Source organism: Microbulbifer variabilis (assembly GCF_023716485.1).
Taxonomy (GTDB): domain Bacteria; phylum Pseudomonadota; class Gammaproteobacteria; order Pseudomonadales; family Cellvibrionaceae; genus Microbulbifer; species Microbulbifer variabilis_B.
The window spans coordinates 1,707,736-1,727,512 of the sequence record NZ_CP092418.1 but is presented as its reverse complement, the minus strand read 5'-3'; the positions used below and the strand labels follow the sequence as shown (position 1 = coordinate 1,727,512).

Genomic DNA, 19,777 nt, shown 5'->3' with positions numbered 1-19,777 from the left:
CGCTATTCTCCTTACTTTTCGCCGTAGTAGGTTTTGCCACTTGCGGCCATTTCACGCATGCGATCGGTCGGCTTGTACAGCTCACCCAGATCGGCGTACTTATCGGCAATCTTCACGAACTCATCCAGACCAATACTGTCCAGCCACGCGAAGATTCCACCGCGGAATGGAGGGAAGCCAATGCCGTAGATCAGCGCCATATCGGCTTCAGCTGGGGAATCCACGATACCCTCTTCCAGGCAGCGAGCCAGCTCGGTTGCCATAGGCACCATCATGCGCTCGATAATTTCGTCTTTTTCAAACTCGCGACGTTCAGCAACGTGCGGCTTAAGCAGCTCGTAGGACTCTTCAGTAGCCACTTTCTTCGGGCGACCTTTTTTGTCCTGCTCGTAGTTGTAGAAGCCTTTGTTGTTCTTCTGGCCGTAACGACCCGCTTCATACATAACGTCGGAAGCAGCGGTAAAGGTTTTACCCATACGATCGGGGAAGCCTTCAGCCATTACGCTTTCCGCGTGAACACCGGTATCAATTCCAACAACGTCCATCAGGTAAGCGGGCCCCATCGGCCAACCCCAGCGCTCCATCACCTTGTCAACGGCCTGGAAGTCAGCGCCATCGCGCACCAGCATGGAGAAACCGGCAAAGTAAGGGAAGAGAACGCGGTTAACCAGGAATCCCGGACAGTCGCGTACAACAATAGCTTTCTTGCCCATCTTGTTTGCGTAGGCAACAACGCGAGCTACAGCTGTGTCGGAAGTTTTCTCTCCGCGAATCACCTCAACCAGCGGCATTTTGTGCACTGGGTTGAAAAAGTGCATGCCGAGGAAGTTTTCCGGGCGGGAGAGCGGCTCAGCCAGCTGGTTAATAGAAATAGTGGAGGTGTTAGAAGCGATTACAGTGTCTTCGCTTACTTTGGTTTCCACTTCTTTCAATACTGCGTGCTTCACCTTGGGATTTTCAACCACGGCTTCCACAACAACATCGATATCGTTGAAGCCGTCGTAGCTCAAGGTAGGCTCGATACGGTTGAGCACTTCACCCATTTTAACGGGGGTCAGGCGCTTGCGATCAACCAGCTTGGACAGCAGCTTGTTCGCCTCATTCAGACCAAGGTCGATACCCTTCTGGTCGATATCCTTCATCTTGATCGGAGTGCCCTTGTAGGCAGACTGGTAAGCGATACCGCCACCCATAATGCCAGCACCCAATACTGCCGCACGCTCAATCGGCTTATCGGCTTTCTTCTCCCAACCTTTGGCAACCTTACTGATTGCCTGGTCAGCCAGGAACAGCCCTACCAAAGATTTCGCAGTGCCAGTCTGCGCGCAGAAAATAAACTTCTCTTGCTCGATTTTCAGCGCTTCATCGCGAGTCAGCTTGTAGCCCTGCTCGATTGACTCAACCGCAGCTACAGGAGAAGGGTAGTTTTTGCCCGCCTGCTGACCCACAAATGCCTTGGTGGTAAAGAAGGCCATCAGCGCTTCGGTATCATTCAAGGGAATCGGAGATTTCTTGAGTTCGCGAATGGCTTTGTAGTCCAGCTCGCCATTGATAGCGCGCTCAAGCAGCTTGACCGCTGCATCTTTGAGTTTGTCAGTGGGGATCACCGCATCAACAGCGTGAGCCTCCAGAGCGGCAGCCGGCTTCTGCTCTTTACCTGCTGCAATCCACTCAGCAGCAACATCAACACCCACTACACGCGGCAGGCGAACGGTGCCGCCCCAGCCCGGAATCAAGCCCAGTTTAACTTCCGGAAGGCCAACTTTGGCCTCTTCGCCCATCAGGCGGAAGTCACAGCCAAGACACACTTCAAAACCACCACCGAGCGCGTAGCCATTAATTGCCACCGCAGTCGGTACCGGCAGATCTTCCAGACGGTTGATATTTTCGTTGTTCTGATTCATCAGATCAGCAACGCCCTCTGCGCCTGCAGAAAAAGCACCGCCAAACTCAGTGATATCAGCACCGACAATAAAGACGCTCTTGCCACTGGTCAGCAGCACACCTTTGATGCCATCTGCTGCTTCAATTGCATCCAGAGCCTGAGAGAATTCGGAAACCGTTTGGCGGTTGAACTTGTTGACGGATTCGCCTTGCAGGTCGAATTTAAGCTCGGCGATGCCGTTATCCAGCATCTGAACCGTGAGCGCTTTGCCACTAAATAACATTGATTGACCTCTTTTATTCTGGGCCGCAATCCTGGACCCGGGGTCGGAATTTTTTTGCAACCAAGGGCCGCCCCGCAGGGTGCGGTGACACTTTGGCCCAATATGGTCAGCCGTAGTATAGCCAGATTCAAACGATTGTTTGAATACTATTTCTTACAAAAGAACTGGCACCAAGAGCGCCAAAGTACAGAAAACAACCAGCCATATCTCACAGGCTGGTTACACAGGCGGAGCCAGTCTATCGCGGATCAATCCACCTTTTCAGCACGGTGGCGCAAATCACCCTTTATAGAAAGGCTCGTTTGGACGGGAAGCGCAGGAAATATTCGATGAGGGAGTGGCAGCCACGGCACTGAAAACCACACAGTCAATACTTCCGGGGTTGCGGAAGCGATGTGGGCGCCGGGCATTTAAGTAATAACCATCCCCCTCCTCTAGCAGGGCAAACTCTGATCCTGCTGTAACCTCCAACTCTCCAGCAATAACAATCCCCCCCACCTCCCCATTGAGTAGCAATTGGCCTGAACCGGTATCCTGCCCAGCGGGAAACACTTTACGAAGGATTGTCATGGCGCGACCCTGGCGGGAGCCGCCGAGCAAATGACAGAAAACCCGACCATTACCAATATCGGGCATTTCATTGGCGCGAAAAAAAATTTGTTCTGGCTCGGCAAGTTCCAGGGAGAAAAACTCAGCCAGAGACATGGGCACACTATTCAATATCTTCTCAAGCGATCCCACAGATGGGCTGACCCGACCCTGCTCTATAAAAGACACAGTGGCATTGGTAACGCCCGCTTGCCGCGCAAGTTGTCGCTGGGAAATCCCATAAATTTTTCGCACCAGCTTCAGCCGGGCACCTAGATCCCCGGCATCACTAACTTCACTACAAACATCCATGTCTGACATTGAATCTCTCACTCCGCCAACTGCCAAAGGAGGTCTCCCCCTTAATTGGCAGGAAAAATTTTAAGCATCATACATTACCGATGCACGGGCCTTTTAAACCATATCGGTAAAGGGGTTATCAACATCGAGTTCTACAGGAGGAAACCCTGGAAATGAGACCTTATCGACAGAAAGACCTATTTGAGCATCATCTACCAGTCCCTCTCCAAAACGGTAGATAGTTTGTAAATCTCCCCTGCTTGCTTTTTCATCGTACGCTACAGCAAGCTCCACGACAGACTCATTTTTTCTATGATGAGCAAGCATCTTTTTTGACCCATAGCGTTTTTCCAGCATTGAGCGGGTCAAGTGAGGAGAGAGTACAGCCGCAGTCGCATTATTCCCCCCAAAACCTTTAGAATTCAGGAAAGCGAGATCCAGTGAAGCGGGATCCCTCTCCACATGCTCACAAGAGATCTGCAGGTTATTCTGGTGAACATCATCTGCCACTCTGTCAATCGTGACGATACCCGGTAAAATTCCCCTATCAAAAACTCCCAGGGTCGAAATTAACTGGTCACCACTCGCCACCGCTATCGTGTGCCCAAGATAAGCTTTAACAGCACAAACCGGCCATTCCTGCACACCAAAAACGGAAGCCAAACGATCGAGAATCGCAGACTCTGTTACGCGATTTTGCGGTGTGCTAGATCCATGGGCCTGAACAAAACTGCGCTTCTTCAGACTTTTATCCCCGACAATAGCTTTCGACTCCGCCATCGCCCTGGCCATCGTTAGATAATTACCTGGCCCCGGTGCGGAAATCGACTTTTTGAAGCCATCAGCATTGATATACACCCCTGTAACCGCACCGTGGACACTCGCCCCCAGTTCAACAGCCAAAGCGTCATCCATTAAGATGGCCCACTGGGTACCCTCCCCCAAAGTAAAACCGCAATTCTCCCCAAACGGGCGACTAGTGCGGCGGAAGTCCACTTCGCCCGAAGAAATCTTTCGCAGATTTTCAGTGGTAGCAAGCGCTCCCATGGTTGAGTAACCATCAACAATCTCGGGAACCAATGGCGCTTCAGTAGCACCAACAACGGCCACCCTGGCCCGACCACTGCGAATATCCTCTACCCCTGCGCGCAAATTGTACAAATAGCTCGCACAAGCTCCGGTAACCGCCCCAGTAGATCCAACATTACCCAATACATAGGCGTTCACAAAGTCTGCCGGCATACTATTCAGCCCAAGCGCCAACTGCTTGGAGCTAACCCTGGAACCGCGCAAGCGGGACTGCATCAAGCCTCCGTTTCCATAGGGGTCGAGTTGGCTCATGGCTGAGGAGGCGTAAACAGAAATATTACCGGGACCAGCTGCAGCAACAACATCCTGCCAATCCACCCCCATAGAGAGAACAGCATCAGATGCACCCAACACTGCCAACTGCAATCCCCTCGGGTGGAATCGGGAATTGTAAAGCTCACCAGGCTCAAAGCCTGTGGGCAGCTGTCCTGCCGCCCCCACTGGGATCTCGCGAAAGCTATCCAGCATGACTGACAAACTTGATGTAGCCACACGAACCCTGCCACTACCAATAGTCTCCACTTGCCATCCTTCTGGCAGTGGATGGGGCAGTTGGCGGGTAGAAATCTCAAAAGAAATACCAGCGGGATTTGAAAGATTCGCCGCCTGGTGAAAATGACACCTGTGATAATCGTAGATTCGCGCTTCCAATTCTCGCACCAAGGTGCCCTTGAGAACCTTTTCCTCCAGCGCTGACTCGAGGGGGCCTTTGGCCTCGACGCCTGTACGCAACCCCATCAATGCGGCGAGATCAGAAAGCGTATCAGTCCGCTCCCTCTGTCCGAGTTTGTCGAGCACCATGCGGGCATAGCCCCGGTGAAAGGAGCTGCGTCCTGCAGGGTTAAAACCACCGAACGCGGTAATTACGGGAAGGCGCTGCATCCTGACCTCCAGCCAAGCTAAACACTACAAATTTGATATTTGGGAGTGTAGGGGCTGGCGATTCCGTCCAGTTATGGGCATACTGGCCAGCAAAATTGAGTGTTTTGGCCAATGGCGCAACCCCGCCTGAGTATGTAATGCGAACGGTTACCTTTCTTCTGATTGATCAAATGCTGGCCACCGGCACAGTTCTGCCCTTAGAAATGCTGCGCGGTGCCGAAAGCCGCGCCCGAGTGGAAAGGCTGGCAGAGCCCTTGCGCCTAGTAACAGCCAGCGTAGATGGACAAGCGGTAAAAACCCGCTGCGGCTTTACCTTTCAACCTGACGTGTCTTTGGAAGAGGCACCAGACAGCGACTTGATCTACATTCCTGCGCTTTGGCGCAATCCCCGCCCAGCCCTGAAGCGCAGTGGAAAGCTTTTAAGATGGCTACGGAGCCAGGCCGAAGGTGGAGCTGCGATCAACGCCGTGGGTACTGGAGTTTGCTTTCTAGCCGAAGCAGGCCTCCTTGATGGCAAACCCGCCACTACACACTGGCACTATTTCGACCAGTTCAGCGCGGACTACCCAAAAGTTAAATTGAAGCGCCAGTATTTTATCACTCAGGCTGACAAACTTTTTTGTGCCGCCAGCGTAAATGCCTTGGCAGATGTCACGGTTCATATGATTCGCCAGCTCTATGGAGCCGCTGTAGCCAGTCATGTGGAGCGTAACTTCTCCCATGAAATTCGCCGACCATTTGAGGAAATTGCTTACTCAGAAGGTTCCGTGCATCTACATCCAGACGAGGATATTGTACAGGCCCAGGCATGGCTAAAAGAGCACTGTAATACCGAGGTGCGCCTCAGTGAGGTGGCACAAATGTTCGACATGAGTGTGCGCTCTTTCAACCGCCGCTTTAAATTAGCTACAGGACAGACACCGCTGCAATATTTGCAAAATGTTCGCGTAGATATGGCTCGGGAACTGCTGCAATCCAGTAATCTATCCGTGAATGAAATTGCCGAAAAAGTCGGCTACCAGGATATGGGGCACTTCACTGCACTGTTCAAAAAATTCCTTGCCACTACACCAAGCGAATATCGGGCCACCGTCAGAGCCAAGCTATTCCGGGTCAATACCTGATTTTTTCAGGAAGATAACATCACTATCTGCAAAGTGTAGTTCCGCACCTAATTTTCGCGACAGCCATTGAAAGGTTTCAACACAAAAGAAGGAAATATGTGTTGGGTCGCGAATATAATGCCAGCTGGCAAAGCGTTCTCGAGAAATAACCAGCTTGGTCATCAGTGCCAGCACACCGCCAACACGTAATCGTGCCCACAAAGCCGACAACTCATCGCCAGGCGCGCTCAAGTGCTCCACCACTTCTGTCGCCACTATGAAGTCGTAGCTTTTTTCCTGCACCCGACGCTCAGGGAAGTAATAACAGTCAAACAACTCAACTTTATGGCCCTGCTCCTCTAAAATTCGCGCCAATAATGGCGCTGGTCCACAGCCAAAATCCAGCCCCACACTAGTAACAGAAAGCTCTTTCAATAAGGGCTTGGCACAACGGCTTAGGAAACGGCGATACCCTTCATCCTCCATAGAATTTTCATGCAGATTGTAATAGGCATGCTCTTCAACTGGAGTCAAATGATATTCTGCGGGTACAAACACCAATTCGCAGTTATTACATTGGTAATAACTGCGAAATTTATCTCGATAATAGAATTGTGCCGCGCGATGGCGGCACAGGGGGCAAGAAAGTGTCAACTTATGCAGCTACCGTGTCAGGCTTTTTTTTCGCCGTGACGCTTTCAGCCTGCTCATGATTCAGTAAAGCGCCTTCACTGATCTGGATTTTTCGAGGCTTCATCGCTTCAGGTATTTCTCTAACCAGCTCTATATGAAGCAGGCCGTTGGCAAGCTTCGCATCAGTCACTTTGACGTGATCTGCTAGCTGGAAGCGTCGCTCAAAATTTCTCGCAGCAATTCCTCGATGGAGAAAGTTTCTTTGTGCAATATCTTCTGGTTTTTTACCGCTCACACTTAAGCGATTTTGCTCAACCTGAATATCGAGTTCAGATTGCTCAAACCCAGCCACAGCCATAGTAATTCTATAGCTATCTTCACCAGTAAGTTCTATATCATAGGGAGGGTATGAGGGTTGTTTTTGCTCACTGGAGCTCATTGCATCCAGCAGACTGGCCATACGATCAAAACCAATTGCAGATCGATACAGAGGGGAAAAATCAAAATTACGCATAGTTATATCCTCAATTCAGAGCAATATTCAATTTTGCTCGCCAATAAGCACGAGCATTGCTAACGGGGCACTTTCACACTCAAAGCTACCAGCCGTACTCAATAGGTATGGGCCACAAGTTTTATTTCAAGGTCCCAAAGGGAAAAAATGCAAAGAGAAGAAAATTTGTCAGATCAATCCACTAGCAGGTTATTTATTGGTATTAAACCTGATGTGGCATCACAAGCATTCCTAGACGAGATAACCACTCAGTGCCAAAAGCAGCTAAAAGACACAACTACTAACCATATACGCTGGACAACCCCCAATAACTGGCACCTGACCTTGGCTTTTCTTGGGAGCACTCCGAAAGAAAAAATCCCCCAGCTTAAGCAGGGACTTATTGAGCTTGCACACTGCAAAGGAAGTTTTCAAAGTAGGGTTTGTTCTTTAACCCCTTTCCCAAAACAGCACTCCAAAATTCTTGCTGTAGAATTAGCCCTAAATCCTAATTTAACTGAACTCCATGAGGAATGCCGGCAATTTATTGGCGAGCTTGGAATGGAACCAGAAAGTCAGGAATATCGACCCCATATCACCTTAGCGCGCAGTCGCAATAAAGAGGGATTTCAGCATATTGCACCGCGCAACCTAAACTCATCCGTGTTAGTCGAAAATGTCATTCTTTATGAGAGTGTTCCCCTGGCAGGAAAAAGCCACTACCACTCCTTACTCAAAGTACCCTTACTAAATGACTAAAGCGTAGAATAAAAAAGCCCGCACTGAGCGGACTTTTTGCATCCTCTTGAGAGGCTGAGACTTCCTATTTGAGAGCGTCTAAGACATATTCTGGATACATCACTAGGCGGGGACGTGAAAGGCGCCGAGCATCAAAAATAAAAACATAGCGTTCGCCATCATCTTCTGCAGGTATGGTACGACGGAACTTCCAAGTGTTGATTTTGTATGTCTGTCGACCAGCATGAACTGTTGCCACTAAACGATACTGGTTCTTCCCCAGGAACTCAAAAGGTTGACGCCCCCCACTAGATGGCTTCAGAAGCAAATTGCGGAAAGTCTGTTTGTTTTCCCCCTCTTTATCGGAAAGTAAAAGACTCAGACGTTTCTGTTCCCGCTTGACATAGGCAAGCAACTCGGGATCAATATCTCTCTTAACAGTCGGAACCGGCTCAGGTTGCACCTGTCGTTTCTGGGGTTTCTCAATTGCCGCTGTCTTCAGCTTAGGAGGCTTTGGCTTTGCTGCTTCAGCTTTAGCACTTTTTGCCAAAGCGGCACGCCTCTCAGAAGCCTCTGCCTTGGCCAGCATAGAATCCACCACCTGGCTAATCTTATCCTGCTGAGCAGAAACCTTGGCCTTGGTCTCGGCAATGCCTTTTTTCTCTTCGTCGAGCCTAGCCAAAAGCTCTTGGTGGTTCACCTTGATAAACTCTAAACGTCGGCTGCGGCTATCCACCCCTCGCTCGGCCATTGCAAAGCCGTGCTTGGCTTTGGTCAGGCGACGCTCAGAATCTGAGGTGCCATTGGATTCATGGAGCCTACGCGCCTCCTCGAGCTCGACACGGCTCGCCTCATACTCTTTGCGAAGCTCGTTGAGAGATTCCTGCGCACGCTCGAGCTTATACTCATAAGAAAGCAATTCATTCTCAATATCTTCCAGCTCAACCTGCCTGTTTTCCAGGGACTGCTCCAGGCGCGCCAGTCGGTTTTTTTCCACAGTGAGGTTTGACTGCGCCTGCGCTGCCATTCCGCTAAAAACTACTAAGCCCGCAAAGAAGAGCGAGCAATACCGCTTTACCGCCATTGTCCAGAACCTGTTTCTCGATTTTTCGACACTCGTAAGATAAAAGCACAGAGGTTAAATTTTGTTCAAAACTTTATGTACTCTGTCGCAGCACTGTCAATTTTACGCAGGCCTGAGCTCGCGAGCAATGACCTCTCGTCCACCCTTTGCCCCCATTTGATGAATAATCCCCTTAAACCTAAGTGCTAAAGTCGTCTTAATGACGCTTCGCCGAATTTTATGTGACATTTTCAAGCGATAGCGCTTGATTTTTTTTTTAGCGGAAGCATTATGGGTAACAGGGAGACGATCGCTGAACACAGCGGAAACCCGACCCGGACGTAAAACACCCAGAGCTGCTCAGACAGCAATTATTCGTTGCGCTACCGGCGACTCGGCGATTCAACTGCGGACTCGACCCCTCCCATTAGGGCGCCCTACCTTCTTTGAATAGCAAACCGCACAAGCGGCCTGCATGGTTTCCTATAACCGGAGGTATTTATCCATGAAATCAGCGCCTAACGATAACATTGTGTTCCGCGATATCGACAAATCTGCTGCCCTGTCAAATACGGTATCTAAGAAGTTACACAAACTGGAACGTTATTGTGGCGACATCATACATAGTCGTGTAGTTCTGGAAGCTCCCCACCAACACAAAAGCAAAGGCAAGCAATACAAAGCCTCCCTTGAACTTGCCATTAGTGGCAATCCCGTGACCATCAGTAATGAAAATGAGTCTATCCACCGAGCGGTGAATGACACATTTGCCTCCGCAGAACGCTGCCTAAAAGAGCGTAGCGAGCGCAAAAAAGCGCAGCGTCATCAGGCGCTTTATGAAGTCGAAGAAGAATCCTAGAAGAGAGCAAAAACGGCGCACCAGCGCCGTTTTTGCATTAAACCCCGCTTTAAAAGCAGGGGGGGGATTTTAAGATTTTTCTTTAGCGGCCCTCAATTTTAGAGCTAAATACTCAAGAGGCGCCTCGAGCATAGTCACCACAAATTATATCCACTACCAGATAAACACCTTACTGCACTGGTGTACGCATAGTGACGAACTCTTCTGCTGCCGTTGGGTGAATTCCGATGGTTTCATCAAAGACTTTTTTGGTCGCCCCCGCTTTCAAAGCAACAGCCAAGCCCTGGATAATCTCACCAGCATCATCACCAACCATATGAACACCAATCACCTTATCAGTGTCGGCATCGACCACTAACTTCATTAGGGTGCGCTCGGTATTCCCACTTACTGTATGACGCATTGGTCTGAACTCTGACTTGTAAATGGTAACTCTAACTCCGGAGTCCCTGGCCTCTTCCTCTGACAACCCTACAGTTCCAATATTGGGCTGACAAAATACTGCGGTGGGAATATTGTTATAATCAATCTCCGCAGTTGTTCCAGTACGCCAATGCTTTACTAGAGCCATCGCCTCCGCAAGGGCCACAGGCGTTAACTGTGGCTCACCGGTAACATCCCCAAGGGCATAGATAGAATGGACATTCGTGCGGAAATTGTCATCCACTGAGATTGTGCCATCGCGATGCAACACGACCCCTTGCTCCTGCAAACCGAGCCCTTCAGTATTGGCAACTCTGCCTGTTGCATAGAGGACCATGTCCACATTTAAACTGGAGCCATCCTCGACATGTACTAAAAAACTACCATCTTGCAACTTTTCAATGGCACTCACTTGATGGTTAAACTTCAAATCAATATTCTTTTTTACCATCTCATCACGGACAAAATGGCGAATATCGCGATCAAAGCCACGTAGGAATAAATCACGCCGGTAAGAGAGGTGGGTCTCAGCACCTAAACCAGCAAATATCCCAGCAAACTCAACGGCAATATACCCCCCACCAACAACCAGTACCCTATTGGGGAAGGCTTCCATGGAAAACACCTCGTTGGAAGTCAGGATGAATTCTTTTCCAGGAATATCTGGGACAAAAGGCCAACCTCCTGTTGCTACCAGAATTCTCTGTGCGGTGTATTCGCGACCATTCACCATCACCTTATTGGCACCAGTAACTTTGGCACGGCCGTCAATGACCGTCACATCTGAGTTTGCTAATAGGTTTCGATAAATATCGTTGAGGCGGGACACTTCACGTGCATTATTTTCACGCAATGTTGGCCAGTGAAATTCAGCCGGCAAACTGTTCCAACCATAGGCTCTAGCATCGGTGAAGTCCTCTTTAAATCCACTGGCATAGACGAATAATTTTTTGGGAACGCACCCGACGTTTACGCAGGTCCCCCCCATGTAGCGATCTTCAGCCACTGCCACCTTCATTCCCTGGGCGGCAGCCATACGCGAAGCTCGTACACCACCAGAGCCCGCCCCAATCACAAATAGATCAAATTCATATTCAGCCAAAGCAAACCTCTGTCTTTAATTTATTACCTAACTTACAACGCAGGAGATACTTCCCCACAACACACCTTTCGCGCCAGAGCTGTCACTCCGCACTTAATAACCGTTGACACCTATTTGTCGCTTCTATATTCATGTGACAACTATCACAAAAAATACTTCGCTAAACAAAGTGTTAGAACAACTGAGCAGGTTTGGCGGATAGAATAACAGTCACTAGAAAGAGTAACCCATGGGCAAGACAATGAACTCTCCTTCTTTAGCCATCCTTCGAACCTTGGGGCTTTTGTCTTTGCTGATTTCAAGCTCCCTTAGCAATGCCAATACCCATCCTAGTTATCTCACAAAAGAATACTGCAGCAGTGTGGTAGAGCAGTTTGTCGGGGCAGGCATGCGCAGCCTAGACAAATATGTAAACGAGCACTTCAACCCAGAATATAAAGGCGGTATCCGCAATACAATTCGATTTCTTGAACAGCGGCTTGAGTGGCTAAATGAATGTAACGCCTACTTGGTGGATACCAATAACGCTTACGTTTTTCATAGCCAGGACGATACTCAAAATATTTTTTCGGCGATAAACGAGTTAACTCGAGAACTGCAACATGTCCGCTCAGGTGTTGAATACCGGGACGATGCTGGAAATAACAACCCCGCCCCCTTTATCAAACGACGCTTTGCCACCCTGGCAGAATTGGTGGATCGCCACCATACACGTCTGCTGATGAAAAAGCAGTTCCAGTAGGGCCGTCACTACATCCTGAAAACATTCGGCCCGCAGTATCTTGCGAGCCTTGTCGCAGCGACGAAATCAGCTTTTTCTGGTGAACTTCGTCGCGGGCTTAGCGGGGGAGCTGCCAGCCCGACTGCCAAGCCCGACCATAGAAAAAACATCCGGCATCCGCTCTTTCAACCCGATTCCAATGCGTTTAACCAATGCGCCTAGGCGCGGGCGCTGTTTTTCAGTAAAAGGGATGGGTCTACAGCTCTGCATCGCAGAAAGTCCAATACGCGCCACAAAAAAACTTGCGCCCACACCTTGCCCCAAACGGGTAGAAACTGTACTAACAACACTGTCGCCGACCAAATCTGGCCATATCTCGCTGATCGCATATTCACTTGCACCACTATAAGCCACCAGCGCAAGTACTTTCTTGAAAAGGCGCCAGCGCACTACAAGCGAAGGTTGAATGCCATAAATTTGTGCAACATCATCAATCATTCGTAACGATTGGCGCAGGGCAACAAGGATGTCAATACTGGCAAAAGGACTGAGACCTACCAATGCCCCAGTTGCTGTTGCGTGACGAACTACGCGGCGTTGTGCCTCCTGGTCGAGTGCATCGAGAAAAGTCACTTCCAAGTGCTGCAGTAACTCACTACTGTCATAATAATCTGGCGCCTCATCCAGTACCCGGTTGAGCAGTACACCCTGAGGTTTTCCTGAAAAATGCAGCTGCAACTGTCGACGGAGAGATTCCGCTTCTTCATGGCTGCGACACTCTCGCATGTCGGCCGCCATTGCCTGTGTTTTTTGCAGCTTGCGCAGTGGCCGACCAGCACGGAAAAATTCCCACAGGGAACTGACTATTGCCGCTGCAAGGCTCGCTATCACCACTCCCGCGAGAATACCAAGGCTCCAGTGCTTATCTGCCGCCCAGGTATACATCTGGCGTAATTCCCAAGCGAGTACAGCCACTATTAATGCTACGCTTGAAAGCAGTGCCGGCTTTAACCATTTCAGGCGAAAAACAGGCAGGCGCAACTCAGAAAAGGCAATCCTATCGGGTAGTGATTCTCCCGTGGTAATAGATCTCGGAATGTCCTCCCCTTCCTCTTGCAGGGTTTCTACACGCGTAGTATCCCGGTGAGGGGCTTCACTTTCTGGTTCCTGCAGGGACTCTATCCGCGTTACCCGGCGAGGAGCCTGTTTATTCTCATCACCCATCAAACTTTATCTCCAAGCAACAAATTCAAAAGCGCATCGACGCGGATATGAGGAATGGAACCTGAGTCCATACCTTGCGGGGGACGCAACTGGGGTGGAGCAGCCCCGGTATAATGACCCCAGCCACTCTTTTCACTGGGCAGGCGCGAGAATATCTCGGCATTCTCAAAACCCAGATAGCGACCATCCAGGTCATATCCAACCAGCATACGCCGCCCATTACGCTGATCCTCGTGGGAACAACGCACAGCAGCGATGGCTTCACTAAAGATCGGCAAGCCACGGTGGCGCGCTCCGGTAAAAGTTTGCTGCAGTTGCTGGCCAAGCAGCTGACGCAAGGCATCGTGATCAGCCGCGAGCACCTGATCAACCTTAGTCGCGGCAAAGAGCAAGCGATTCACCTTAGGACGCCATAACTTACTCAAGAACCCAGACTCTCCATAGCGGAAAGTATCGGCAATATGGGTAAAAGCCAGGCGCATATCCTCCAAGGCCTGCTCACCCGCAAACAGGGTGCCGATCATATCCACCAGGACCAGCTGCCGATCGAGGTGTTTAAAATGGCTCTCGAGAAACGGGGCCACCTTCCCCTCCACATAAGCCTCATAAAGGCGACGCAGAACCTGATAATTACTACCATCAGGCAACTGTTTCAATTGATCGGCACTAAAGCCTCTGAGATCCAGCAGAGGTAATAGCTGATAATCCTCGTCATCCAACAATGCTCGTCCAGGCTGCAGATAGCTGAGCTTTCGCTTTTCGCGGCAGTCCAATAGAAATTGACGATATTCCCGCCACAATGCCTGCAGCTCTGACTCCTTTGCCTCAGCCTCGGGGGAGAGCGCTGCCAAGCGTGTCAGCAGCCCCGGGGCCAGCCCCGCGCGCGTATCGCTCGCAATAATATGGGCTTGATGGCGACACCAGTCGCGAAAATCCATTCTCAGCATCGGCAAGTCCATCAACCATTCACCTGGGTAGTCCCGCAGCTCCAGGATCAAGGTTTTATAATCGCCCCCCCCTAAACGACGATGCCGTCGCAAGTGAATGTGCAATTCCATTGCCGATACATCTCGGGTACTTTTTGGCCATCTCGGTGGATGCGACATCAAAGCACTCAAGCAGCCTTCATAGTCAAAGACTGGCAGACCAGAATCGAGAGCGGGCTTTAACTCCGCCCCCAAAAGGTCTCCATTTAACGCTGGGGCAAAGCCCGGTAGTTGTGCTTTCTGGGGGTGACTCAACTGGTAGATAAGGCTGGTAAGCAGAGTCGATTTACCAGCCCCACTCAAACCTGTCACTCCAACACAGACACGGCGGTCCATAAGGCGCTCTGCCAACCAATGAGATTTTTCCTGCGCACCCCGTCCCCAGTGACGCAACTTTTCCTTGAGACGCTTACTGCGTTTGTCTGCTTGATCTAAAGGGTACTCCAGGCTCACTTGCCCGGACCCTGTCGCCTGCGATTCCATGGGGAGTTCACTTCCAAAATAGAAAACTGGGCCGAAGAAGGTTTGGCCCTAATGAGGAGGGCACTGCGCTGTGGCAGTGCCTACTATGCAGATCAATAGAGTGGTTAGTCTACCAGTGCAACATCACCAGACCCCATAACGGAAAAAGAATCACTTTGCGGGCGTTTTAGAACGATATCCCCTGATCCCATGACCGCGCCACTGGCATTATCTGCGCGCAGGCTGCGGCCGACAAAGTCACCAGATCCCATGATACGAATATTGACATCTGCTACACGGCCACCGACTCGCATATCACCGGAGCCCCTGATTTCCGCTGAGAGCTTCTCTCCTGTGATGCCTCCGAGGAAAATATCGCCGGAACCGCTGATCGCAATCTCGCTGTTGACCGATAGTGCCTTATCCAGAATCAAGTCCCCAGAGCCTGTCACGTAAGCACTGAGATTTTCTGCCGCAGCCTTGGCAACACGCACAGTACCAGAACCCGTGACTCCAAGGTCAATGGTTTCACTTTCTAAGGTTTCTGCCACGGCCTGCCCGGAACCAGCTACCTCTAATGCCTCAACCTTTGGCATGGTGACCGTGAAGTGCACCTTCTGGTCCCTATCACGGGTAATGGTAATCACACCAAACCAGTGTTGAGTGTTGTCATCCACATACAGCTCCAGAGTGTTGCCCTTCACCTCCGCTTTGACATGGGGCATAACTTCAGCCGGACCACTGGCATTCACGGCAAAATGATCCCCCTGAATCACTTCAACGTGAGAACTGCCTCGTAGAGATACCCGGGTAAAGCCATTGACATCGAAGCTTTTAGTTTCTTTTTTATCTCCTTCAGCCTGGGCGCTGCTGAGGACAAAAAAGGCCAAAAGAGCAAACAGCGGGGCTAAAAAAGCTTTTTTCATGGTTGCCATTGCAAAATTCTCGTAATTATCACTGTTACGTATTACTTGACTACCCGAGTATACGAATTGGATGCAGTGCCTCCAGAAAATTTATGAAGGCACAACGAGGGTGACCAAATAGTCTATAAAATGCGTTCAGAAATTAACCTCTGACACACTCTGCCTCCGAACAGCCCTGCTGAACGAGTGCGCTACGAATTTTCTCAGCCTCAATAGCCAACTGCTCAGATGTTGCACTCTTTTGCAGGGAAAAATCAAAATCTGTCAATTCATCGACAGGAATCAGGTGTATATGGGTGTGCGGTACCTCCAGCCCTGCAATCATCACACCTACACGCTTGGGTGAATACACTGCCTTTAGTCCCTTGGCGACTTTTTGTGCAACCAACATTAAGTGTGCCGCAAGCTCGGCTGGAACATCATCCCAGTGGTTAATTTCTTCAACCGGGATTACCAGGCAATGCCCCGGCTTAATGGGGGAAATGGTCATGATTGCAATCGCTTTTTCATCCCTCCAGATAAAGTGGCCCGGTAAGTCCCCATTCAAAATTTGAGTAAAAATGCTTGCCATAATTTAATCCAATCAGTTGCAAATTTTTTATTTAGTTCAAGCGTGCAGTCTAACATCTACGCTAAAAAACTCAGAATAAAGGGATAAAAAACACTATCTTAAAAGCAATTTTTTATTTGGCGTAGATAAAGGCAAACTGGACTACTACCTGTCGAACAAAATGACAATTTTCTTAAAGCACGTTGGCAGTCCGAGAGAATATGACTTACGCTGCTGAGCAATTAATGTTGTACCGTTAATGAGCCAGTGCATCCTGTGCATTTTTTCTATCACAATATTTTGGGCTCTGCGGAATTTTATATTTCAGTACCAACTGCTCACCGGGGGGAGAGATATGAACAGCCTGTTAGAACAGGTCGGTGGTGCTAAATTTGTCTGTCATACAGTCAATGAATTTTACGAAACCATAGGCCGCCACCTTTCCAGTTACGAAACCTGTGATCATCGCAAACAACAAAGCCGCCAAGCACAATTCCTAAACCACGCCTTTTCTGAACAGCCCGAGCCTGATCGCAGTAGTCGCGCCAGCTTTCTGGCTCGCGGCCTGAATCCAGCTCTGTTTGACGCCCTGCTCGAATATCTGGAAGCGCGCTTGGAAGAGCTGGGGTTTCCATGGCAACTTAGTACAAGTCTTATACAAACAGCGAGTAGTCTTTACGGTGGCTGTGAGCAAGACCTTTCCATCGCTTGTTAACCCCACTTGCGCCGCACAAGTTGCGGCGTATGTAACCTCTCAATACAATTGCATCCTCACAGCCTTTACCTCCCGTTTTCCAGCGCAGCGGTAAGCGCTAATTCACTCACTCTTCAATCAGAGACTATCCATGAAGATTGCCAACCACACAGTTGTGGAAATCAACTACACCCTGAAAGATGCTGACGGAACGGTCATCGACTCCTCCGCAAATGGGGAGCCGCTTAAGTACTTACAGGGCGTGGGCAATATTATTCCTGGCCTTGAGCGGGAAATGCTGGAAAAAGCACCAGGGGACAAGTTCACTGCGGTGATCTCTCCTGAGGAAGGTTACGGCGTGCAAAACCCAGAGCTGATCCAAACTATGCCCCGCAGCGCCTTTTCCGGTGTAGAAGAGCTCGAAGTTGGCATGGCTTTCCACGCCCAGAGCACCGATGGCCACCCCATTGAAGTCGAAATTATCGATATTGATGGCGATGAAGTTACTATTAACGGCAACCACCCTCTGGCCGGAGTGGAGCTGCACTTTGAGATCGAAGTTATCTCAGTGCGCGACGCAACCGCGGAAGAAATCGATCACGGCCACGTTCACTAAAGATATTGGCGGCCTCCGGGCCGCTATTTTCCCCCATGCCCCCCTCTCTTCCTGAAAAAATCGTCCTCTTCGACAGCCAGTGTAACCTTTGTAACGGCTGGAGCCATCTGCTCATAAAGTACGACCCTCATTGTCGCTTCACGCTCTGCCGAGTACAGTCCCAGGCTGGCCAGCACTACTTGAGGAAGCTTGGGCTACCCCTGAAAACCTATGAGAGCGTGATTCTATTAGAGCGACAGGGAGATTGCTTCCAGCAATACCATAAGAGTGAGGCGGCCCTTCGTATCTCAGCCAACCTTGATGGCTACTGGCGTTATCTTGTGGTTTTGCGCTACATTCCGCGCTCAGTGCGGGATTGGCTCTACGATTTGGTAGCGCGCAATCGCTACCGCTGGTTTGGCCGGCGCAGTAGTTGTTTACTGCCCTCTGCGGTAGACAAGCACCGCTTTCTGGAAGAAGTATCGGAAAAGAGCCCCAATGAGTCTGTCTGAACAATACCTACAACGCTTTGGCGGTATCGCCCGCCTGTATGGTAACCATGCCCTGGAGATATTGAATCGGGCCCATATATTAGTTATCGGCATCGGCGGTGTGGGTACCTGGATCGCTGAGGCACTTGCCCGAAGTGGTGTAGGCGCCCTGACACTAATTGATCTCGACGATATATGTATCACCAACACTAATCGCCAGTGCCACGCCCTCTCCTCAACGGTTGGACACATGAAGATCGAGGTCATGGCCGACCGACTCAGGCAGATCAACCCGGAGATTCAGGTCACCTCTATCGATGACTTTATCGCCACAGACAATCTGGCCGAGCTGATCGACCCCGATAGAGATTGTCTGGATGTTGTTATTGACGCCATCGATAATGCGCGAGTTAAAGCTTCGCTGGTTGCCTACTGCAAAGCGCGAAAATTGCGCCTGATCACCGTTGGCTCCGCCGGTGGTAAGCGCTCCCCACAGGCCATTGAGTGTGCGGATCTCGGTCGCACCATCAACGACCCCATGCTGGCCAAGGTGCGTCAGCATCTCTATCGTTTTCACAATTTCCAAAAGAGCAGCAAACGGCAGTTCGGTGTGGACGCCATTTTCTCCCGCGAGTCGATGGTTTACCCGAAACCCGATGGTGACGTTTGCCAGCAGAAAAGCGCCATGCAGAATGGGGTTAAATTAGATTGCAGTGGTGGCTTTGGTGCAGCCACCATGGTTACCGGCACTTTTGGCTTTGTGGCAGCTTCCCGAGCTATAGAAAGGCTTCTACAGGCAAAAAGCACAAGCTAAGCCGACCTCAACTGAGTCCTGAGCAGATCCCTGTAGCGACGACTTACAGGGATTTGTTGGCCACCTTTTAAGCAAATACGCGCATCTCCACTTTCAAGGGGAACTATCTCGGCAATGGAATCCAAACGCACAATATAAGAGCGGTGCACCCGCACAAAGTCATCTGGGTCTAAACGTTCCAGTAACTTTGCCATGGTATCGCGAAGGGGATAAATTCTGTCTCCCAAATGTAAATTTACATAATTCCCAGCGGCTTCCACCCACTCGATATCTCTTACATTCACCAGAAATTCTTTACCCAGCTTCTTTATTAAAAGGCGTTCCGGGCGCTCAATAGAGTCTTTAGGTCGCCCTTCATCCGGGGGTTCTAGTGACTCACCTTGTATGCGGCGTAGGAGAAAACGATATAAATAAACAGCCCCCAGTAGAAAGCCATAAGTACGAAAATCTTTCAGGTACTCATAGAAAAATTCAATTCCCCAGTGTCCAAAATTGTAGGAGCCACCTTCGAGGTAGTAGATCGCCGTACGCAGTGCCACCATAGCAACAACATGTAAAAGCGACCAAGGCAGGGTCAGCAGTAGATGTATAAATAAATGTCGAGCAAGTGTTTCCTTACTTAGGGGAAAGCGACGATCCCAGATCAGAATCAATGGGAACAACAGCCCCACAACCAGAATACTGGTGCCCTCCCAAACCAAAAACTCCCAAGGCTTAAATCTGGACTCCGCTCCGAGATGCTCCAGGTACACTACTGTAAATTGCACCAGCCATAGTACGAATAAGAACAGAATGCAGAGCCCTATTTCAAATTGCCGCCTGCGCGCCAGGTACATTTGTACCGTCATTTATTCCAATCCCCATGCATTTTTG

At 50.0% G+C, this 19,777-nt stretch carries 20 protein-coding genes; 8 read left to right on the top strand and 12 right to left on the bottom strand.

Annotated elements, in window-relative coordinates; genetic code table 11:
* Positions 1-11 precede the first annotated feature (11 nt).
* From fadB to MJO52_RS07790, 3 genes are all read right to left on the bottom strand, one after another.
* Entirely contained in the window at positions 12-2,168 is a 2,157-nt protein-coding gene (gene fadB, locus MJO52_RS07800; protein WP_252085376.1) for a fatty acid oxidation complex subunit alpha FadB, read from the bottom strand.
* Between the two features lie 279 nt (positions 2,169-2,447).
* Positions 2,448-3,077 carry a helix-turn-helix domain-containing protein gene (locus tag MJO52_RS07795; protein WP_252085375.1) on the bottom strand — a complete coding sequence of 210 codons (630 nt, stop codon included), beginning with the start codon at positions 3,075-3,077 and terminating at the stop codon, positions 2,448-2,450.
* A 93-nt stretch (positions 3,078-3,170) separates the two neighbouring features.
* Positions 3,171-5,027 (bottom strand): beta-ketoacyl synthase, encoded by a 1,857-nt coding sequence (locus MJO52_RS07790; protein ID WP_252085374.1) that lies wholly within the window; start codon positions 5,025-5,027, stop codon positions 3,171-3,173.
* A 137-nt stretch (positions 5,028-5,164) separates the two neighbouring features.
* Here MJO52_RS07790 and MJO52_RS07785 point away from each other — a divergent pair, with 137 nt between their 5' ends.
* Positions 5,165-6,151, top strand: coding sequence for a GlxA family transcriptional regulator (locus tag MJO52_RS07785; protein ID WP_252085373.1), 987 nt, complete (start codon positions 5,165-5,167; stop codon positions 6,149-6,151).
* Here the strand turns inward: MJO52_RS07785 and MJO52_RS07780 are convergent.
* Positions 6,131-6,784 carry a class I SAM-dependent methyltransferase gene (locus tag MJO52_RS07780; RefSeq protein WP_252085372.1) on the bottom strand — a complete coding sequence of 218 codons (654 nt, stop codon included), beginning with the start codon at positions 6,782-6,784 and terminating at the stop codon, positions 6,131-6,133. The two genes, MJO52_RS07785 and MJO52_RS07780, sit on opposite strands and share 21 nt — an antisense overlap.
* A 1-nt stretch (position 6,785) precedes the next feature.
* A complete protein-coding gene (locus tag MJO52_RS07775) occupies positions 6,786-7,277 on the bottom strand; it encodes an Hsp20 family protein (RefSeq protein WP_252085371.1) in 492 nt (163 codons plus the stop codon).
* Positions 7,278-7,424: 147 nt separating this feature from the next.
* On the opposite strand from MJO52_RS07775, the gene thpR reads away from it, so the two are divergent.
* The gene (gene thpR, locus MJO52_RS07770) at positions 7,425-8,015 is read left to right on the top strand and encodes an RNA 2',3'-cyclic phosphodiesterase (RefSeq protein ID WP_252085370.1); all 591 of its coding nucleotides are present in this window, start codon (positions 7,425-7,427) and stop codon (positions 8,013-8,015) included.
* A gap of 64 nt (positions 8,016-8,079) precedes the next feature.
* On the opposite strand, the gene MJO52_RS07765 is transcribed toward thpR, so the two are convergent.
* Positions 8,080-9,078 carry a coiled-coil domain-containing protein gene (locus MJO52_RS07765; protein ID WP_252085369.1) on the bottom strand — a complete coding sequence of 333 codons (999 nt, stop codon included), beginning with the start codon at positions 9,076-9,078 and terminating at the stop codon, positions 8,080-8,082.
* Positions 9,079-9,562: 484 nt separating this feature from the next.
* Here MJO52_RS07765 and MJO52_RS07760 point away from each other — a divergent pair, with 484 nt between their 5' ends.
* A complete protein-coding gene (locus MJO52_RS07760; RefSeq protein ID WP_252085368.1) occupies positions 9,563-9,916 on the top strand; it encodes an HPF/RaiA family ribosome-associated protein in 354 nt (117 codons plus the stop codon).
* Positions 9,917-10,085: 169 nt separating this feature from the next.
* Here MJO52_RS07760 and gorA read toward each other — a convergent pair whose 3' ends face one another.
* Positions 10,086-11,441 carry a glutathione-disulfide reductase gene (gene gorA / locus MJO52_RS07755; RefSeq protein ID WP_252085367.1) on the bottom strand — a complete coding sequence of 452 codons (1,356 nt, stop codon included), beginning with the start codon at positions 11,439-11,441 and terminating at the stop codon, positions 10,086-10,088.
* A 229-nt stretch (positions 11,442-11,670) separates the two neighbouring features.
* On the opposite strand from gorA, the gene MJO52_RS07750 reads away from it, so the two are divergent.
* Positions 11,671-12,183 carry a hypothetical protein gene (locus MJO52_RS07750; protein WP_252085366.1) on the top strand — a complete coding sequence of 171 codons (513 nt, stop codon included), beginning with the start codon at positions 11,671-11,673 and terminating at the stop codon, positions 12,181-12,183.
* 66 nt (positions 12,184-12,249) lie between these two features.
* Here the strand turns inward: MJO52_RS07750 and MJO52_RS07745 are convergent, their stop codons facing one another.
* From MJO52_RS07745 to MJO52_RS07730, 4 genes are all read right to left on the bottom strand, one after another.
* A complete protein-coding gene (locus tag MJO52_RS07745; RefSeq protein ID WP_252085365.1) occupies positions 12,250-13,386 on the bottom strand; it encodes a TIGR01620 family protein in 1,137 nt (378 codons plus the stop codon).
* Entirely contained in the window at positions 13,386-14,855 is a 1,470-nt protein-coding gene (locus tag MJO52_RS07740; protein WP_252085364.1) for a YcjX family protein, read from the bottom strand. Before MJO52_RS07740 ends, MJO52_RS07745 begins: the two co-directional genes overlap by 1 nt.
* Before the next feature lie 104 nt (positions 14,856-14,959).
* The gene (locus tag MJO52_RS07735) at positions 14,960-15,769 is read right to left on the bottom strand and encodes a GIN domain-containing protein (protein ID WP_252085363.1); all 810 of its coding nucleotides are present in this window, start codon (positions 15,767-15,769) and stop codon (positions 14,960-14,962) included.
* 133 nt (positions 15,770-15,902) lie between these two features.
* Complete coding sequence (locus MJO52_RS07730; RefSeq protein WP_252085362.1) at positions 15,903-16,331, bottom strand: HIT family protein; 429 nt, start codon at positions 16,329-16,331, stop codon at positions 15,903-15,905.
* 334 nt (positions 16,332-16,665) lie between these two features.
* Here MJO52_RS07730 and MJO52_RS07725 point away from each other — a divergent pair, with 334 nt between their 5' ends.
* From MJO52_RS07725 to tcdA, 4 genes are all read left to right on the top strand, one after another.
* Positions 16,666-17,025 (top strand): hypothetical protein, encoded by a 360-nt coding sequence (locus MJO52_RS07725; protein WP_252085361.1) that lies wholly within the window; start codon positions 16,666-16,668, stop codon positions 17,023-17,025.
* Between the two features lie 130 nt (positions 17,026-17,155).
* Positions 17,156-17,620: an FKBP-type peptidyl-prolyl cis-trans isomerase gene (locus MJO52_RS07720; protein ID WP_252085360.1), complete on the top strand. Its 465-nt coding sequence runs from the start codon at positions 17,156-17,158 to the stop codon at positions 17,618-17,620.
* 35 nt (positions 17,621-17,655) lie between these two features.
* A complete protein-coding gene (locus MJO52_RS07715) occupies positions 17,656-18,111 on the top strand; it encodes a thiol-disulfide oxidoreductase DCC family protein (protein ID WP_252085359.1) in 456 nt (151 codons plus the stop codon).
* Positions 18,098-18,904, top strand: coding sequence for a tRNA cyclic N6-threonylcarbamoyladenosine(37) synthase TcdA (gene tcdA, locus MJO52_RS07710; protein WP_252085358.1), 807 nt, complete (start codon positions 18,098-18,100; stop codon positions 18,902-18,904). The genes MJO52_RS07715 and tcdA overlap by 14 nt, the downstream gene beginning before the upstream one ends.
* On the opposite strand, the gene MJO52_RS07705 is transcribed toward tcdA, so the two are convergent.
* Complete coding sequence (locus MJO52_RS07705) at positions 18,901-19,752, bottom strand: LytR/AlgR family response regulator transcription factor (RefSeq protein WP_252085357.1); 852 nt, start codon at positions 19,750-19,752, stop codon at positions 18,901-18,903. The two genes, tcdA and MJO52_RS07705, sit on opposite strands and share 4 nt — an antisense overlap.
* Between the last annotated feature and the right edge of the window lie 25 nt (positions 19,753-19,777).

Bases quoted from the DNA above. Each gene is read 5' to 3' on its own strand.
- MJO52_RS07775 (WP_252085371.1), bottom strand. From the start codon at position 7,277: ATGCGTAATTTTGATTTTTCCCCTCTGTATCGATCTGCAATTGGTTTT.
- MJO52_RS07750 (WP_252085366.1), top strand. From the start codon at position 11,671: ATGGGCAAGACAATGAACTCTCCTTCTTTAGCCATCCTTCGAACCTTG.
- thpR (WP_252085370.1), top strand. From the start codon at position 7,425: ATGCAAAGAGAAGAAAATTTGTCAGATCAATCCACTAGCAGGTTATTT.
- MJO52_RS07790 (WP_252085374.1), bottom strand. From the start codon at position 5,027: ATGCAGCGCCTTCCCGTAATTACCGCGTTCGGTGGTTTTAACCCTGCA.
- MJO52_RS07715 (WP_252085359.1), top strand. From the start codon at position 17,656: ATGCCCCCCTCTCTTCCTGAAAAAATCGTCCTCTTCGACAGCCAGTGT.
- MJO52_RS07795 (WP_252085375.1), bottom strand. From the start codon at position 3,077: ATGTCAGACATGGATGTTTGTAGTGAAGTTAGTGATGCCGGGGATCTA.
- MJO52_RS07745 (WP_252085365.1), bottom strand. From the start codon at position 13,386: ATGGGTGATGAGAATAAACAGGCTCCTCGCCGGGTAACGCGGATAGAG.
- MJO52_RS07720 (WP_252085360.1), top strand. From the start codon at position 17,156: ATGAAGATTGCCAACCACACAGTTGTGGAAATCAACTACACCCTGAAA.
- MJO52_RS07785 (WP_252085373.1), top strand. From the start codon at position 5,165: ATGCGAACGGTTACCTTTCTTCTGATTGATCAAATGCTGGCCACCGGC.
- MJO52_RS07735 (WP_252085363.1), bottom strand. From the start codon at position 15,769: ATGGCAACCATGAAAAAAGCTTTTTTAGCCCCGCTGTTTGCTCTTTTG.
- MJO52_RS07740 (WP_252085364.1), bottom strand. From the start codon at position 14,855: ATGGAATCGCAGGCGACAGGGTCCGGGCAAGTGAGCCTGGAGTACCCT.
- MJO52_RS07725 (WP_252085361.1), top strand. From the start codon at position 16,666: ATGAACAGCCTGTTAGAACAGGTCGGTGGTGCTAAATTTGTCTGTCAT.
- MJO52_RS07705 (WP_252085357.1), bottom strand. From the start codon at position 19,752: ATGACGGTACAAATGTACCTGGCGCGCAGGCGGCAATTTGAAATAGGG.
- MJO52_RS07730 (WP_252085362.1), bottom strand. From the start codon at position 16,331: ATGGCAAGCATTTTTACTCAAATTTTGAATGGGGACTTACCGGGCCAC.
- tcdA (WP_252085358.1), top strand. From the start codon at position 18,098: ATGAGTCTGTCTGAACAATACCTACAACGCTTTGGCGGTATCGCCCGC.
- fadB (WP_252085376.1), bottom strand. From the start codon at position 2,168: ATGTTATTTAGTGGCAAAGCGCTCACGGTTCAGATGCTGGATAACGGC.
- MJO52_RS07765 (WP_252085369.1), bottom strand. From the start codon at position 9,078: ATGGCGGTAAAGCGGTATTGCTCGCTCTTCTTTGCGGGCTTAGTAGTT.
- MJO52_RS07760 (WP_252085368.1), top strand. From the start codon at position 9,563: ATGAAATCAGCGCCTAACGATAACATTGTGTTCCGCGATATCGACAAA.